Annotated in this window: 15 protein-coding genes and 1 pseudogene; 3 read left to right on the top strand and 13 right to left on the bottom strand. The window is 36.6% G+C overall.

Going from position 1 to position 17,724, the window contains the following annotated elements; translation table 11 throughout:
- The first annotated feature begins 42 nt into the window (after nucleotides 1-42).
- A complete protein-coding gene (locus tag L655_RS0109035; protein WP_024604820.1) occupies nucleotides 43-1,245 on the top strand; it encodes a SufS family cysteine desulfurase in 1,203 nt (400 codons plus the stop codon).
- Nucleotides 1,246-1,278: 33 nt separating this feature from the next.
- Nucleotides 1,279-1,695, top strand: coding sequence for a SufE family protein (locus L655_RS0109030; RefSeq protein ID WP_024604819.1), 417 nt, complete (start codon nucleotides 1,279-1,281; stop codon nucleotides 1,693-1,695).
- 66 nt (nucleotides 1,696-1,761) lie between these two features.
- Here L655_RS0109030 and tcdA read toward each other — a convergent pair whose 3' ends face one another.
- The 7 genes from tcdA to L655_RS0108995 all read right to left on the bottom strand — a co-directional run bounded on the left by tcdA (nucleotide 1,762) and on the right by L655_RS0108995 (nucleotide 9,220).
- On the bottom strand, nucleotides 1,762-2,559 hold the full coding sequence (gene tcdA, locus L655_RS0109025; protein WP_024604818.1) for a tRNA cyclic N6-threonylcarbamoyladenosine(37) synthase TcdA: 798 nt from the start codon (nucleotides 2,557-2,559) through the stop codon (nucleotides 1,762-1,764).
- Nucleotides 2,560-3,240, bottom strand: coding sequence for a TIGR01621 family pseudouridine synthase (locus L655_RS0109020; RefSeq protein WP_024604817.1), 681 nt, complete (start codon nucleotides 3,238-3,240; stop codon nucleotides 2,560-2,562).
- On the bottom strand, nucleotides 3,237-3,998 hold the full coding sequence (kdsB, locus tag L655_RS0109015) for a 3-deoxy-manno-octulosonate cytidylyltransferase (protein ID WP_024594728.1): 762 nt from the start codon (nucleotides 3,996-3,998) through the stop codon (nucleotides 3,237-3,239). Before kdsB ends, L655_RS0109020 begins: the two co-directional genes overlap by 4 nt.
- Entirely contained in the window at nucleotides 3,986-4,183 is a 198-nt protein-coding gene (locus tag L655_RS0109010; protein ID WP_002961789.1) for a Trm112 family protein, read from the bottom strand. The genes kdsB and L655_RS0109010 overlap by 13 nt, the downstream gene beginning before the upstream one ends.
- Entirely contained in the window at nucleotides 4,173-5,153 is a 981-nt protein-coding gene (gene lpxK / locus L655_RS0109005) for a tetraacyldisaccharide 4'-kinase (RefSeq protein WP_024594729.1), read from the bottom strand. The genes L655_RS0109010 and lpxK overlap by 11 nt, the downstream gene beginning before the upstream one ends.
- A complete protein-coding gene (gene msbA / locus L655_RS0109000; protein WP_024604816.1) occupies nucleotides 5,150-6,892 on the bottom strand; it encodes a lipid A export permease/ATP-binding protein MsbA in 1,743 nt (580 codons plus the stop codon). Before msbA ends, lpxK begins: the two co-directional genes overlap by 4 nt.
- 60 nt (nucleotides 6,893-6,952) lie before the next feature.
- Nucleotides 6,953-9,220, bottom strand: coding sequence for a DNA internalization-related competence protein ComEC/Rec2 (locus L655_RS0108995; protein ID WP_024604815.1), 2,268 nt, complete (start codon nucleotides 9,218-9,220; stop codon nucleotides 6,953-6,955).
- Here L655_RS0108995 and L655_RS0108990 point away from each other — a divergent pair.
- Complete coding sequence (locus tag L655_RS0108990) at nucleotides 9,200-9,706, top strand: DUF2062 domain-containing protein (RefSeq protein ID WP_024604814.1); 507 nt, start codon at nucleotides 9,200-9,202, stop codon at nucleotides 9,704-9,706. The two genes, L655_RS0108995 and L655_RS0108990, sit on opposite strands and share 21 nt — an antisense overlap.
- 119 nt (nucleotides 9,707-9,825) lie before the next feature.
- On the opposite strand, the gene L655_RS0108985 is transcribed toward L655_RS0108990, so the two are convergent.
- The 6 genes and pseudogenes from L655_RS0108985 to pyrD all read right to left on the bottom strand — a co-directional run bounded on the left by L655_RS0108985 (nucleotide 9,826) and on the right by pyrD (nucleotide 17,604).
- Nucleotides 9,826-11,571, bottom strand: coding sequence for a DUF3466 family protein (locus tag L655_RS0108985; protein WP_024604813.1), 1,746 nt, complete (start codon nucleotides 11,569-11,571; stop codon nucleotides 9,826-9,828).
- 11 nt (nucleotides 11,572-11,582) lie between these two features.
- Nucleotides 11,583-13,496, bottom strand: a complete 1,914-nt coding sequence (locus L655_RS0108980) for an ABC transporter ATP-binding protein (RefSeq protein WP_024599586.1) — start codon at nucleotides 13,494-13,496, stop codon at nucleotides 11,583-11,585.
- 15 nt (nucleotides 13,497-13,511) lie between these two features.
- Nucleotides 13,512-13,751, bottom strand: coding sequence for a glutaredoxin family protein (locus L655_RS0108975; protein WP_024599587.1), 240 nt, complete (start codon nucleotides 13,749-13,751; stop codon nucleotides 13,512-13,514).
- Nucleotides 13,744-15,854: pseudogene (gene rlmKL / locus L655_RS01000000125350) on the bottom strand (bifunctional 23S rRNA (guanine(2069)-N(7))-methyltransferase RlmK/23S rRNA (guanine(2445)-N(2))-methyltransferase RlmL). The gene L655_RS0108975 and the pseudogene rlmKL overlap by 8 nt, the downstream one beginning before the upstream one ends.
- Before the next feature lie 91 nt (nucleotides 15,855-15,945).
- On the bottom strand, nucleotides 15,946-16,476 hold the full coding sequence (locus tag L655_RS0108965; protein WP_024604812.1) for a cell division protein ZapC: 531 nt from the start codon (nucleotides 16,474-16,476) through the stop codon (nucleotides 15,946-15,948).
- 117 nt (nucleotides 16,477-16,593) lie between these two features.
- Nucleotides 16,594-17,604, bottom strand: coding sequence for a quinone-dependent dihydroorotate dehydrogenase (gene pyrD, locus L655_RS0108960; protein ID WP_024604811.1), 1,011 nt, complete (start codon nucleotides 17,602-17,604; stop codon nucleotides 16,594-16,596).
- Between the last annotated feature and the right edge of the window lie 120 nt (nucleotides 17,605-17,724).

Genomic DNA, 17,724 nt, shown 5'->3' with positions numbered 1-17,724 from the left:
CCGATTACAATTCCTGCCTTAAAAACACTATGTAGATGAGCCATGCTTGCTTTAAAGTTTGATATAAATAAAATTAGAAACGACTTCCCAACATTAAATCAAACAATAAACGGCTGCCCGCTTGTTTATTTAGACTCAGCAGCAACCTCACAAAAGCCTCAATCAGTTATAGATACAATTACTGAATTCTATACGTTTCAAAACGCTAATGTACACCGTGGACGCCATACACTTAGCGAGCAAGCAACTTATGCATATGAACAAGTACGGGATAAAACTGCAGAGTATTTCAATGTATTTAGTAAAGAGATTGTATGGACTAAAGGCGCTACAGAAGCCATTAACTTGGTCGCTAACGGATTAAAAAAGCGCTTAAATGAAAGTCATACCATAATGATATCTCCGCTTGAGCATCATGCAAACATAGTGCCTTGGCAAATAGTGAGTCAACAAACGGGTGCTAAATTAATAGCGCTTCCACTAAATAAAAATGGCACGCTGAACACCAAAGAATGCTGTGAATTTATAAAAGAAACAAAACCTACCCTATTAGCTATTACACAAGCATCTAACACACTGGGTAATATCACCGATTTAAAACCACTTATTAGAGCTGCAAAAGACGTCAATTCTCTTGTTCTAGTGGATGGNCCCAATTTACGTGAATTAAACTGTGACTTTTATGTCTGCTCAAGCCATAAAATGCTCGGTCCAACAGGATTAGGTGTACTTTATGGTCGATATGAGCAATTAAATACCCTTGAGATTTACCAATCAGGTGGGGAAATGATCGATAAAGTGTACTTAACTCACAGTACTTATCGTCCTGCGCCTGCAAAATTTGAAACTGGAACACCAAATATCTCTGGAGTTTTAGGCTTTGGTGCCGCATTAGACTATTTAAATGAATTAGATCACGCAAAAATCCAGCAATATGAGCAAAAATTGTTTAGTTATGCAGCTCAAAAATTGGTAAAGGTTGATGGCATTACAATATATAGCAACCTATCTGACAATATTGGTACACTCTGCTTCAACTTAAATGATGAACATCCTTATGATTTGGCAACTTTACTTGACGGTTACGGGGTTGCAGTAAGGAGTGGACACCATTGTACACAGCCATTAATGACACATTTAGGGCTTAATGGAACGCTAAGAGCGAGCTTTTGTTTTTATAATACCTATGAAGATGTAGATATATTCATTGATTCACTTAAAAAATGTATCGCTTTACTGGACTAAACGTCACTTTAATAGAATTAATTAGGATAACTCATGACAAATACGTTTAACAAAGTCACAGAATCTATAAAAAATGCGCCCGCTTGGCAGCAAAAATATCGTGAGATAATGCTTTTAGGAAAAACTTTACCTGTTTTAGCTGATGTTTTGAAGACTGATGATGCACTTGTACTAGGCTGTGAAAGCAAAGTATGGATGTTTGTTGAATTTGATTTAACAGAAAATACACTTGTTGTAATTGGTGACTCAGATACACGTATAGTAAAAGGATTATTAGCCATTATTTTAGCGCTTTACAATGGCCTCACACCAGAGCAAGTAGTGAATAAAAATGCGTATGAAGAATTTGAAAAGCTCGGCCTTATAAGCCACTTAAGCGCATCACGTGGTAATGGTATTAAAGCCATGGTTGAAAAAATTCAAACCATGGCACAACACAAGCTAAGTTAACCGAGGTCTGTTGATCTTTCAAGGTTAAATTGCAGCAGTCTGTTTGGTATTTAGGCTAGGCAGACCCTAGGCTTGTGAGCGTTGTTTTTTATCTAGATATTTACGCACCGCTTTTGCCGCAACAAAAAAGCCAAAGCTTCCTGTGATCATAGTCACAGATCCAAAACCATTATTACAATCCATATTCATCGAGCCATCAGCACTTTGCTTTGCATGACATACGCTGCCATCGCTTCCTGGGTAAACCAATTGCTCTGTTGAGTAAACACAATCAATATTAAATTTACGTTTAGGATTATTACTAAAATTATATTGCTTACGCAAAATATAACGTACTTTTGCAAGCAATGGGTCTTGCGTAGTTTTGGCTACATCACCAAACGTTATTTGGCTAGGATCTGTTTGCCCGCCAGCACCACCAGTTGTAATTATAGGTAGTTTATTACGTTTACAGTGAGCAATTAACGCTGCTTTTTCTTTAACTGCATCAATACAATCAATTACATAATCAAAACCTTGAATATGCTCTTGAATATTATCAAGCGTAATAAAGTCATCTATTACATTAATTTGGCACTCTGGATTAATAAGCTCGCAGCGCGCTTTCATTGCATCTACTTTAGCTTGACCAATAGTGCCCGTTAACGCATGAATTTGTCTATTGACGTTAGTTGCGCAAATATCATCCAAATCAATCAATGCTATTTTACCAACACCAGTACGTGCAAGTGCTTCTGCTGTCCAGCTCCCTACACCACCAATCCCTACTACACAAAAATGTGCTTCTTGAAGCCAATCAAACTGTTGATGACCATATAAACGTTTAATACCACCAAAACGTATATCTGTAACTTTTTCGCTCATTTACCAATCCAGTTGCCATGGCGATTGCCATGCTTGAAAATCTTGATGTTTAATTAACGCCAAATACTCATCACCATTATCGGGTAATAAAGTTAGCTGTATTTGTTCACCTAGCCATAAAAAGCTCAATGCATATGCATGTAAATAGGTACGATTTGATGGCGTGCCTGAATACATTGCATCGCCTAAAATAGCAGAGCCAATACTTTTTAGTGCCACTCTTAATTGATGCGTCTTTCCTGAATAAGGCTTTAAAATATACCCTCTAAATCCCGGCTTATAACTTAGCGAATAAAATCGGGTGATTGCAGGGTTAAGCTTACTCGTTAGTAACTTAAACGAGCCACGGCGAGATTTAGCCATATCGCCTTTAATCCAACCTTGCTTCTTTTTTGGTTTAGCGTCACTAATCGCTAAATAAAATTTAGCAATCGCATGCTCAGTAAACATAACAGTAAAGCTGGCCGCAGCGGCTTTGTTTCGCGCTAAAATAATCAGCCCTGATGTCACTTTATCTAAACGATGAACGGCATAAAGCTTTTGCGCTAATTGTTGTTCGGCTAACACAACAAAGCCGGGGCCCTCTTCCGAATGAAAATTAAGACCCGCTGGCTTTTCTAAAATATAAAAATCGTTATGTGTAAAAACGATTTTTAATATTTTACTTACTTGTTCACTCACGCGCTTGTACTTTTAATATGCCCTATCACTTTCGCTAAGTCATCGGGCGTATCGACACCTGCATGAGGGGCTATTTGAGCTTGTTCTATTTTGATTTTATAACCATGATACAACACACGTAACTGCTCAAGCGATTCAAGTAGCTCAAGTGGCGATACGCTCAATTCTATATATTGTTTAATAAAACCCGCTCTGTACGCATAAATACCTACGTGGCGCTGAAATGGCGCTAAATTAAGAGCACTGCTGTCATTCATCATTGTGCTTCTATCAAACGGAATACTTGCACGAGAAAAATACAGCGCATTTTTATTTATATCGCTAACCACTTTAACGGCATTAGGATTAAATACTTCATCACGCTCTTCAATAGCAACACTTAACGTTGCCATTGGTGCTGTTGAATCACTTAATAGTGCAGCAACTTGAGATACGTTTTCTGGCGCAAGTAAGGGCTCATCGCCTTGTACATTAACCACAATTGTATTGCTGTCGAGATCAAGTAAATCAACTACTTCGGCTAAACGCTCAGTACCCGATTGGTGATCTTCGCGAGTCATTACAACATCACTAGTAAATAAACTTACTGCATCAAACACTTTTTGATGATCGGTTGCTATAACCACTTTACTTGCACCTGATAAACATGCTTTTTCGTAAACATGTTGAACCATTGGCTTACCGCAAATATCAGCAAGCGGCTTACCAGGTAGTCGGGTTGATGCAAAACGTGCAGGAATTACAACTACGAATTCCACTTTTCAACCTCTTCTAAAGATAACTCACGTGCTTCGTTTTCAAGCAATACTGGAATATCATCTTGAACGGGGTAAGCAAGCTTAGCTGCAGTACTAATTAGTTCGTTGTTTTCTCTATCAAAGCGTAATTTACCCTTACAAACTGGGCAGGCAATTATCTCGAGTAATTTTGTATCAAAGGCCATTGAGTATTCCTTTTTCTTTTAATAATGAATTTAATGTGTTTATTACGCTATCGGAAGGCTCTGCATCTACAGGTAAATAATACCAATTAGGTTTTGCAAAGGACTTACATTTAACCGCGTCTTTTTCGGTCATTATAATGCAATCATCACCAAACTGAATAAAATCATCTGCTGTATAAGCATAATGATCTCTAAAGTGATGAGTCGACAATAGCTTAATATTTTGTGCTTCTAATGAGTTTTCAAACCGTTTAGGGTTCCCAATTGCACTTATTGCATGCGCCTCGCTTACGTTACTTTTTGCATCATCACTTGAATTAACTAAGCGAAGGTTACTTACTTGCAGCACGTAGCTATTATTAGCCTCACCGCCATTTTCAATTACTATATCAACACTTTGTAAGCGTTTAGTTGTTTCGCGTAGTGGCCCTGCGGGCATAACAAAACCATTACCAAAGCGGCGTTCACTATCAACAATACAACACTCAATGCTACGAGGCATTTTATAATGCTGCATCCCATCATCAGAAATAATGACATCTAGCGTATAATTTTTTTCTAATAAATCGATATTGTGTTGTCTATTAGGGCCAACTGCTATTGGGCACTTTAAACGATGGTATAAAAGTACAGGCTCATCTCCAGCCTGTTGGGCGTCAACAACTGAAGTGACTAACAGCGGGTAATTATCTGATTGCCCACCATAACCTCTACTAATAATACCCACTGATAAACCTTGCTGTGTTAAATGACTATACAGCCACAAAACAAAAGGCGTTTTACCATTACCGCCAACGCTTATATTGCCAACTACAATTACAGGCGTTTTGCACTCAAAAGATTTAAGTATTTTAGCGCTGTATAAGTATTTTCGAAATGACGATACAACCCAAAACAAAGCACTTAATGGTAATAACAGTAAAGTAATTAGACCAAATGGTTTATACCAGCTTTGCTCTATTTTGCTCACGCCTGATCACCAAACTGCATTTTGCAAAGTGCTGAATAAGTACCGTCATTTGCTAATAAGCTACTATGATCGCCACTTTCTATCACACGACCGTTATCAATAACATAAATTCTGTCACTGTTTTCAATAGTAGATAAGCGATGTGCTATAACAATAGAGGTTTTATCTTTCATTAGCGTTTCTAACGCTTGCTGAATAAGCTTTTCTGATTCGGTATCAAGTGCTGATGTTGCCTCATCTAAAATCAAAATAGGTGCGTCTTTTAATATTGCACGCGCTATCGCTATTCGCTGGCGTTGGCCACCGGAGAGCATTACCCCATTTTCGCCTACCATGGTGTTTAATTGCTCAGGCAGGTCTTTAACAAATTCCCACACGTGCGCTTGTTTGGCAACTTGCTCTAATTCTTCCTCAGACACATCGTGCTTTATGCCATAACAAATATTATTGGCAATCGTATCGTTAAATAACACAACTTGCTGAGACACTAAAGCAAATTGGCGACGCAGATCAGTTAATTTATAGTCCTGCAGTGCTATGCCATCAAGTAAAATTTCACTCGGTAGTTCTAAATCATAATAGCGGGGTAACAAGTTAGAAATTGTTGACTTACCAGAGCCTGAGCGCCCTACTAAGGCAATACTTTCACCNTCAATCGTTAGCGACAAATCGTTTAATACGGCTTCATCTTTAGTTGGGTACTTAAAGGTTACGTTCTTAACTTCAATTAAACCTTTAACTTTATCAACCGAAACAGTGCCTGTATCTTTTTCCATTTCTTCGTCTAAAACTAAAAATATACTTTGCGCTGCAGAGATACCACGTTGCATATCACTATTCACATTGGCAAGTTGTTTTAGCGGACGTAATAACATCATCATTGAGGCAATTAATGCCATGAAGTCACCAGATGTAATCGTATCAATCATTGATGGCAACGACACCGCCCACAAAATAACTGCCATGGCACTTGCCGCTAAAATTTGAATTATAGACACACTAAGCGCTTTAGTTGCATCCATTTTAATACGCTGTTGGCGATTATGATTGTTGATTTTTGAAAAGTGATTTATTTCTTGTTCTTGCCCGCCAAAGCCATGAATGACTTTATGTCCACTGAGCATTTGTTCTGAACTACGGGTAACTTGCCCCATGGCCGATTGAATATTTTTAGAAATGTGGCGAAAACGTTTAGAAACGACAGCGACAATAATAGCAACAAGTGGGATGATCACTAAAAATATCAGTGATAATTTCCAGCTGGTATAAAACATAACTGCAAGTAAAAATACAACAAATGCCCCTTCACGTACGACTATTAGCAAGGCTTTAGTAATCGCTTGTTGAACTTGTTCTGTATCAAATGTGATTTTTGAAATTAAATCCCCCGTTGAGTTTTTGTCATGAAAAGAAACGGGTAAGTGCAATATGTGCTCAAATAACTCTTGGCGTAAAGAGCGTACAACTTGGGAGCCTACATAACTTAAGCAGTAAGAAGACATAAAGTTAAAAACACCACGCCCTAGAACTAACGCGATAACGACAAAAGGAGCGTACTTTAAAACTTCTGTATTACGCTGGTTCAAACCTTGATCAATAAACGGCTTCATTAATTGAATAAATAAAGCATCCATTGCTGAATAGCCTATCATCCCAATAATTGCGACAAATGCGACGCTTTTGTAGGTGCCAACATACGAGACAAGACGTTTATAAATTTGTGTAGTACTTTGATCCATAACACTCTCTAAATACAGTAACAATCTGTATTGTATCCTCCGATGAGATAAAACTAAACGTCAATCTTTGATAAACCAGTAACTTTCCTGCCTTCTTGCTGTTTCTATAGCCAAATTCTTTGCATAAAATTTAATACTAATTTGCCCTTCAACGCCTGTCGTAAATTGCTGAGCGTTTATTTGGTTATAACGTTCGACGACAAGAGGCTTGGGGAATTCCCATTGCCCTTTATAGGCACTTGAATGAATAACTACTTGGGGAGCAACGTTATTTATAAAATTAACACTTGATGATGTATCGCTGCCATGATGCGGGCTTAACATTACTGTACTTTTCAACGATTTATTATCCGCTAATAGCGATGCTTCACGCGCCTTTGATATATCACCGGTAAGTAACACGCTATGAGTATTATCTGATACCCTAACAACGCATGAATCATCATTTTCATTTCCAAACCCTTTTGTACTAAAGCTTTGTACTTTTAATCCAGCAAAATCAATGTTTATGACTTCACATACATTATGTGTATTTTTAGGATGAAATTGTTGTAATGTTTCACCAAAGCCAGCATCTATGAAATGCTGTAATCCCCCAGCGTGATCATTATCTTCATGACTTAGAATCGCCGTTTTCACTGTTAAATTATTTGCTTTAATATAAGGCAATAAAATACTTCGCGTACGGCTAAAGCGATTGAAATAACTGGGGCCAAAATCATAAATAAGCACTTGTTTATCTTTTTCAATTAATGCCATAAGCCCATGCCCTACATCAAATACATGTAGTTGCCACTTAGACTTTTCTGTTAGCCAATAATTTAATAAAAGCGTTATTGCTGGAATAAAAGCGAGCCATTTATAAGGAAGAAAATAAACCATCAACATAATAATATAAGTAAAAACGACAAATATTGAGTCAATTCTGCCAGTCGTTATCCATCTTAACGATTCTGGTATTTCATAAAGTAATTGAAATAATGCGTATAAACCAGTATCGAACAAATTTATTAAAATACTTATATCTAAAAAGATACTCAGTAATGTAAAAACAATTAAAAAAGGTAAGATAATGATTGAAAGCAGCGGTATAGCAATTAAGTTTATTATCAAACCTGCAATACTTACCCCATTAAAAAAATAGAGTGAAAGTGGCAATAAACCAATAAATAACGCTATTTGAATAACAAACAGTGAAATAACTTTATTTTTTATCCGTGTATTTAATATTGGTAATTTATTAATAACAGTAAAAATTATAGCTACCGCTAAAAATGAAAAATAGAGTCCTGGGTTGAGTAAATTAAATGGGTTAACAATAAGAACAATAACTAAGGCAAATAAAATACTACGCCAACGCAATGGCTGCTTAGCTAGGAAATAAAGTAAAAGATAACATCCGAGCATAATAAGCGCTCGCGTTGCCGATACTATAAATTCACTTAAGTATACATAAACAAGGGCAGCTAGAAATCCGAATAGACTGTAATAAAGAGTAAGGTTAGATGATTGCTCAATTGATAAATTAATTTTTGAAAATATGAATCGAGTAACAAGATAACCGAAGCTAAAAATCAAACCAATATGTAACCCCGATATAGCAAGTAAATGACTTAACCCAAGAGATTGCATTAATTGTTTATCAGCGTAGCTCATCAACGATTTTTCACCGCTCAGCAATGCATAATAGAGCCACTGTAATTTTGTATCCGTATAAGTGTTTTTAAGGAAGTGTTGATAATCTAAAATTATGCTTTGTTTGTCGCTATTTATAATATTAAGATTTTTATTAAGCACTTTACCTTTAAATAATATTCTATTTATAAAAGCATAACGTTCATTATCAAATACATTAAAATTTTTATTACTACGAAAATGTTTTAAATGAATTAAAGCAGAAAATTCATCACCTACTATTAAAGGCTGTGCAGAATTAACACTGAGCATTGCTTTGGGTGCTCTAAAATCCAAAAAATTACTCCCTTCTAATGCCACTATTTTAACTTTAATATATTGAGGTTTTTTGTCAGAAATAACCTCTTCAACAATTAATGTAGAATCAAGTGCATACTTTTCATCCGGTTTTGGTATTTCAAAACTATAAAAAACGTAATAATGCATACCAACGAAGCAAATTGCACAAATAAAGCCTAACAATACGGTTAAAAACGGCTTAAAATAAGCGCTCACTATAACAATGAAAATTGTGAATACTGTAAATTCGAGAGTTTGATAATAAAATACGGTTGCTATACAGCCAATTACAAACCCAAGACTTATCCACACTGATGTAAATGGTTGCTTTAAATGGCTAAAAAAACGATCCAAAGATTTTTACCTGATCCAAATAAAATTAGACATCATAAATCACTAAGGATATTTGGACGCCTTTTACAAGATGCAAATCTTTGGCATTTAAATAGACGTTCTGCTCGGGGTGCATTTGCAGTCGGGTTATTTTTTGCTTTCATCCCTGTTCCTTTTCAAATGGTTTTAGCATCAGCCGGCGCTATATTATTTAGGGTTAATTTACCTATCTCAGTTGCATTAGTATGGCTTACAAACCCTCTGACTATGCCACCTATTTTTTATGGCTCATACTTAGTCGGGACATTAATACTTAATCAGCCGGAGCAACACTTTGTATTTGAAGCTAGTTGGTCTTGGTTTCTAGAGAGCATAGAAACTATTGGTCCTGCATTTTTACTAGGTTCGTTAGTATGTGCTTCTATTGCATCAATTATCGGCTATTTTGGTATTGATATTATTTGGCGCCGTTCTGTTAAGAAGGCATGGTTATCGCGAAATAATTAGTAGCGTTAAAGCTAAATAATAATTATAAGATTCACGGCAATCCTAATCTTATAAAATATTATAGACGAAAAAAAACCAACTTTATTAAGTTGGTTTTTTATAATCAATATTAGTAAACTTTAAAAGCGAAATATACGTCTTAAGCCAACTAATGGTAATAGCAATAATGTATACCAAGGGAAGCTAGCAGAGTTACGCTCATAGACTTCAGCCTCTGGTGGAGCACAGTTTTCTACTTCACCATTTGCGATTGGCGTTAGTTTAACTGCAACTGCAATGCTCTCATATTCAATTTCACCATTTACATCAGTTACTACACCACCTAAAGAATCTAGCTTTTCAACTGTCTTGGTCGCAGTACCAAATATTTCATTATTTTCGTTAATAGATGTGGCTTCGGCCATTGTATAAGCGTAATTAGTTTCGCCATCGGTATCAAAACAAGGCAGTAAATCGTTTAAATTAGTGATTTTATCTTCACCAATTTTATAAATAAATGCTTCTTTACGACGTGTATTATCGGAAACCCCCACTTCACCTTCACCAACAATATAACCTTGATTATTTATATCGTTACCGTAAGAGCTTGAACTTGAAAAGTAGTTAGTTGGAAAAACGGTATTACCGGTTGCTATATCATGATAGAAAAGTTTATTACGTAGAGTGCCTTCAATACGCTTAGTCGCATAACCTGTAATTACATCATTATCATTAATTGCAATTGATTTACCAGCCTGCCAATCATCTTCTTGATCAATAAAATCAGTAACTGCACCGTCTTTAAAATAAACTGGCATTGTAAGGATCGTATCGTCATTTTTGTAATAACGCGTATTCGATGAACCTACAATTATACCGTTACTATTTACTGCTAAAGCAGTACTTGTAAAAGCGTCATCTTCAGTCTCACCTTCATCAGGTGTAAGCGCTAAACCAAGCTCTTTAACAGAAATAACATTCAGTGATTCGTCAAGCTCCCATTTAACAGCACGTTTATTAAATAAACCTCGTGAAATATTAGTATTTAATAAATTAATACACACTGATGCCGGTTCACCTTCATTATCACAGTTATCATCAATATTATCTTGTCTGTCGTCAGGGATACTTGTAGACATATTACCTACAACAGTATATCCACTGTTTGTTTTAACAATATCGTTAGCACGACTTGTGCCGCCGTATTCATTAAACTCTGGTTCTAATGGAACTTTGATCATGCCATCAGCGCTTATTACAATCCCACGCTCTATAAATTCATGAGTAAACCATGTTTCTGCTTCATCATCACCATCGGGTGTAAAAGACACTTTATCGTATGGAGCGCTACCCCAACCAACCGTAACGCCGTCTTCACTTACAGCATTAAAAAGGTTAGTCGTAGAACGTGTTAACCCATCATAATCAACAGATTCAACATCAAATAATGGTTGCTCTGTAACTTGTGTGTCATTGTACTTTATGCCAACTAATGAGCTTAATTTCTGATATTCAAAATTTGTAGAAATTGAAGATAAAAAACTAACCATGAAAGTATGCGCATCAGCATTAGTGAGTACAGCATCATTATTTTCAATGTCATCAAGTGTAAAGGTAATTTCTTTATCACTTAATTCAAATGCAGCTTCTGTATTGTCGTAGTTATTTTCAATAATATTTTCTGTGAAATCAATATAGCTGATATCAATAGGTAAATTGTATAAACCATTTGCAAAACCAATAATATGCCCGCTTTCGCTTACATCTGTTACATAAGAGTATTTAGCGTCTTCAAGAGTCCCTAATTCACTTAACTGGTACGTTGCACTTGTTGCTGTAGTGCTTAATGTCGCTAAAATACTGGCAGCGAGTAATTTATATTTCATTTTAGTCCTTACTACTGATTCTGTAATTCTTCAAGTTCTTCCCAGCGCTCAAGCGCAGCTTCAAGGTCAGACTCAAGTTGTGCCAAATGGTTCAATGCTTTAGTTGTTACATCACTCTCTTGTTTAAAAAAGTCTGAGTCACTAACTACAGCTTGTTGAGCTTCAATTTCAGCTTCTAGTTTTTCCATTTTATTCGGTAGTTGCTCTAATTCAAGTTTTAATTTGTAAGAGAGTTTATTAGTCTTAGCTGCTGGCTTGGCAACTGGAGCGACCACTTTTTCAACTTTTTTTACTGGTTGTTGCTGAGTTTTTTTTTCTTGTTCAGCTAAGTAGTTAACGTAAGCCTCATAGTCGCTATAACCACCTACAATATCTGTAACTTTACCGTTACCTTCAAACGCCCATACACTTGAACATGTATTATCAATAAATTCACGGTCATGGCTTACAATCAGCACTGTACCTTGGTATTGATTAATGATGTCCTCTAGTAACTCTAACGTTTCAATGTCTAAGTCATTTGTTGGCTCATCGAGAACAAGTATATTAGACGGTTTTAAAAACAATTTAGCTAATAGTAATCTGTTTTTTTCACCACCAGAGAGTGCTTTAACAGGGGTTCGAGCACGTGCTGGCGGGAATAAAAAGTCTTGCAAATAACCTAAAACATGACGTGAGCGGCCGCCCATCATCACTTCTTGTTTACCTTCGGCGACGTTATCTTGAACTGTTGCTTCTTCATCAAGCTTTTCACGATATTGGTCAAAGTAAGCAAATTCTAAATTAACACCTTGCTTAGTTATACCGCTATCTGGTTCTAAATCACCAAACATTAGCTTTAATAGTGTTGTTTTACCAATACCATTTGGGCCTACTAAGCCGATTCTATCACCACGCATTACAAGTGTAGAAAAATCATCAGCAATAACTTTGTCTTTAAATGCATGACAAAGATGTTGAGCTTCAAATACTAACTTGCCAGAGCGGTCTGCTGTTTCAATATTGAAATCAGTTTTACCAACTTGGTCAACACGTTGTTTGCGCTCGGTACGAAGCTGCTTTAACTCACGAACTCTACCTTCGTTACGCGTTCTACGTGCTTTAACACCTTGTCGAATCCACGTTTCTTCTTCGGCTAAGCGTTTATCAAACAATGCATTTTGAGCTTCTTCAACTTTCAGATCATGCGCTTTTTGTTCTAAATAAGTAGCGTAATCGCCTGGGTACGAAATAAGCTTACCACGGTCTAAATCTAAAATACGCGTAGCAACAGCACGAATAAACGCACGGTCATGCGATATAAATACAATACCGCCTTTAAATTCTTTTAAAAACTGTTCAAGCCACATTACACTTGCCATGTCTAAATGGTTTGTTGGCTCATCTAGTAATAATAAATCAGGCTCACTTACAAGTGCACGTGCAAGTGCTACTTTACGTAACCAACCACCAGAAAGAGACTCAAGTTTAGCTTCTGGGGTTAGTTCTAATTGTGTCAAAACTAATTGAATGCGGCTATCAAAGCGCCAGCCATCAGCTGCTTCTAGTTGATTTGATAAACGTTCAAGTTTATTTAATAACTTATCGTTACACTCTGTTTGAAGCTCGTTACTAACATGATGAAAATCAATTAGTAAGTTTGCAATCTCAGGCATACCTTGTGCAACGTAATCAAATACGGTGCCGCTTGCACCTTTTGGTGGATCTTGCTCTAAGCGAGAAATTCGAATGCCACCTAGCTGATTTATTTCGCCATCATCTAAAACAACTTGTCCATCAAGTACTTTTAATAAAGTTGATTTACCTGCGCCATTTCTACCAACAACACACACTCTTTCGCCACTTTCTATAACGGCATCTGCTTTGTTAAGCAAAGCATGTGTACCAAAAGCAAGTTGTGCTTTTAAAATTCTAATTAAATCCATAGTTCTTATTTGCTCTTATTCTGCTTGTGCTAAAAATTCGCGCACAGAGTTTAAAGTAAAAGGCCAAAATAATTGCTCGCCTTTTTCACTTTTTAATACAGGAATAGTAATTTGATACTCAGCTATAAGCTGCTCATCAGTCATAATATCGATTAGTAATAACTCGCTAGTATCACAAAGTACCTCAGTGATAAGTTGCTCAGCTTGCTCGCACAAGTGGCAACCATCAGTGTGGTATAAAACCCAATTAGCCATGTGTGATTAGCCAGCTATTATGGATTTTTTTATTACGTTTAAAGTCTGGTGATAACGTTTTATCTGAAATATTAACGGCTTTTAAACCTAAACCAATCAGACCAACTTCATCTATAACAAAGCCACGTTTGTTATTAGAGAAAATCAACGTACCCGATGGGCTTAAAATCTTTTTTACCCACGTTAATAATTTAATATGATCGCTCTGAACATCAAATGCATCTTTCATTCGTTTTGAGTTTGAAAACGTTGGAGGATCTAAAAATATCAAATCGTATTGCGCTGTTGCGTGCTCTAACCATTTTAAACAATCTGCTTGTTCAAAGCGGTATCGTGTATTACTAATACCATTTAAATCAAAGTTATCTTGGCCCCATTTTAAGTAGGTCTTTGATAAATCAACTGTAGTAATGGCTTTAGCACCACCAAGAGCAGCATGTACAGAAGCTGTACCTGTATATGCAAAAAGATTTAAGAAACGTTTATCTTTAGCATTTTCTTGAATATAACGACGCATTAAGCGGTGGTCTAAAAACAAGCCTGTGTCTAAGTAGTCAAATAAATTAACTTTAAACTTAGCACCGAACTCTTCAACAACCATAGTACGGTTTTGTTTAGACATAGCGGTGTATTGATCTTCGCCCTTCTGCTTTTTACGTACTTTTACAGCAATGTTTTCAGGTGAAATTTCAAGCTGTTGAGCAGTTAAACTTATTACGTCTTGCAGACGCTTTTCTGATGTTTTTTCATCAATTTCTTTAGGCGCTGCATATTCAAAAATTACAGCAGAGTCCCCATAAATATCTACAGCAACATTGTATTCAGGGATATCCGCTTCATAGACGCGATAAGCATCTATTTTATTTTGTTTAAGCCAGTTTTTTAAGCCTTGCTTATTCTTTTTCAATCGATTTGCAAATGACGTTGAGCCTTCAAAATTAAGTGCTTTTTTATCATCTGTGGTCAAACTGACTTGCTTATCATCTAATTGATATAAGTTAAGTTCTACATCAAGCGGGCCATTCTTAAATTTATAACGCTTAAGGCGCACAAGTTTTAAAAGTTTAAATAAGCTCTCGTCCATACCAAGTAAGGCAAGTTTCCAGTGATTAAAGTGCTTTTTAAAGCCAACGCCTAAATTACGGTGTAAATCAACAAGCTCAGCCATAGAGCCAATACGCTCACCATATGGTAAGTTTGAAATTACAACACCCGGTAATTTTGCAACAGCTGTAAGTTTAGTTGCATCACTTTGCTTAAACTTAATCACGTCGTCAAGCTCGGCTCGTTTAGCATTATCAATTGCTTTACTTAATACTTGATCATCGTAATCGTGGCCAATTAACCACAATTTAGGATCAGTAATATTAGCGAGTAACTCTTCTTTAAGCTCTTTAAACTTAGCGGCTCTAAAACTGGGTAAACGCTCAAAAGCAAAACCTTCACGGAATAATCCCGGTGCTTCGTTTCGCGCCATACCGGCAGCTTCTATCAAAATAGTACCCGCACCACAACATGGATCGAATAAAGGCTGTTTTACANCCAGCCACTTCGCTTAATTAATGCAGCAGCTAAGTGCTCTTTAATTGGCGCTTTACCTTGGCCTTGACGGTAACCACGTTCTGACAAACGAGGACCTGAATAGTCAATATACATCGATACGCCGTAACGATTTAATCGTGCAACTACGCGCACATTAGCATCTTGCTTATCAACGTTAGGACGTTGCTCGTATAAATCATTAAAATAGTCAACAATTGCATCTTTGATTACAAGACCCGAAAATTGCGTGTTTTTTAATGAGTCATTGGTACCGTTGAAGTCGACAGCGAATGTTTGCGTAGGTCCAAACCATTCTTGCCAAGGTTGCGAGCGCGCAAAATTATACAGGCTATCTTTGTCATCTACGCCTTCTTTTTCTTCAATAAGCATAAGCACACGCGTTGCAAAACGAGTTGATAAACAAACCTTTTGCGCAAGTAATGAGTCAGCCTCAAAACGAACAGAACCAACAGTTTGCTTAGACACGGTTGCGCCAAGTTCTGTTAGTTCATCAACCAATAAATTTTCGATTCCGATAGAAGTAAGTGCGATAAATTGCAAAGTAATAACCCTTAATAGCTAATTGCGCAGGATTATAACATAGGTTGGGCGACAAACACGCCATAAAGACACGCTTAAGACTTAAATTTGGTTAGGCGGTTTGACTTTGATATTGCTGATTTAGGATGGGGTGGACTCGATTATTCAAAATACGGATTACTTCAAATTGCGCTAAAGATAAGTTTTCGTCTAATTTAAAGGTTTCACTTAAATTCAAACAAATAGATGCATCAGGACAATGCTCTACAATTAAAAAATCACCTGACTGCGCTTTAGATCTTAATTTTACTATTGCCTCTACACTTGGCTCTGTCCCTGTGTATTCTTCAAAAAACCAACTTTTTGCTAAAACGGGTTTTAAGTGATACTTAACAGCAGTTGCATTTAATGATATTTGACAAATTTGAGCCGCTGACCACAATTCAAATCCGTCCAGATAATTATAAACTTGTTCGTAAAATGCAGCATCTTCGAGACTAAAACGTGGATTTTTAAAAACAGAATCGGTGAGCTGTCTTAATTTATAAGGCGTGCATAATTGCATGTCGTCATTTAAATCAAGTAACAAACGATTTTTATCAGGACAAGTAATCCACTGCCATTGCTTTGATGCTTGTAACATTTACTCCTCCTTGGGTATGTTGAATAATTATTGCTCAGAGTATAACCGCTTTTGACCACTTTTAAAATGTTTGCTTAGAACATTTAGCTAACGATCAAAAGCTTAGATAACTGATCCTTATAAGCCGTTAACGATCGACTTTACCAATTGTGGACCTTTGTAGATGAACCCAGTATAAACCTGAACTAAATTTGCGCCTGCATCTAACTTTTCTTTTGCAGATGTAGCATCATCAATACCGCCGACTCCGATGATTGGTAGCTTACCTTGTGTTAAGCGTTTTAGTTCACTTACTACCTCTGTAGAGCGCATTCTAACAGGGTGACCTGATAAACCGCCCGCCTCTTGTGCATATTGCTGCCCCATGACTGCGGCTCGTTCAAGCGTTGTGTTTGTGGCAATTACACCATCAATTTTATTATTTAAAAGTGATTCACTTACTTGCTCTATTTGTATTTGATCGAGATCCGGTGCAATTTTTACAAGCATAGGCACTTGCTTATTATGCTTTGCAATTAAATCTAACTGTTCATTTTTAAGACTTTGCAACAAATCGTCAAGTGCAGCACCATATTGTAAATCACGAAGCCCTGGGGTATTTGGTGATGAAATATTTACCGTAATGTATGAGGCATGCTCAAATACTTTACGCATACAATGAATATAGTCATCTTTACCTTGCTCGTTAGGCGTATTTTTATTTTTACCAATATTAATACCGAGTATGCCACTGTACTTTGCTGCTTTTACATTTTCGACTAAATTATCAACACCTTTATTATTAAAACCCATACGGTTAATAATTGCGTTTGACTCTGGAAGTCTAAAAATACGTGGCTTATCATTACCAACTTGAGGACGCGGTGTAACCGTTCCAACTTCAATAAAACCAAACCCCATTTGGCTAAATGCATCTATACATTCTGCATTTTTATCCAGGCCAGCGGCAAGCCCTACTGGATTTTTAAATTCAAGACCTAAAAAGTTTACGGGTTTATCTGAAACACTTTGTGACCAAGCTATATTTAGAGGCGTATTAGCAAAACGACGAAGATTATTAAGTGCAAACTCATGCGCCCACTCCGCATCACGGGTAAACATAAAACGGCGAGCTAAATCATAAAACATCAATATAATCCTCTTTTTAAATTTTAGACAAAAAAATACCTCAGACAAGGCTGAGGTATTGTATAACAATTTTAACAATCAGTTATTTATTTACTAAACAATTAACTGATTAAAGCTAAA

It is taken from the genome of Pseudoalteromonas sp. TAE79, assembly GCF_000498015.1.
GTDB lineage: Bacteria > Pseudomonadota > Gammaproteobacteria > Enterobacterales > Alteromonadaceae > Pseudoalteromonas.
This window is presented reverse-complemented; position numbering and strand designations above follow the sequence as displayed.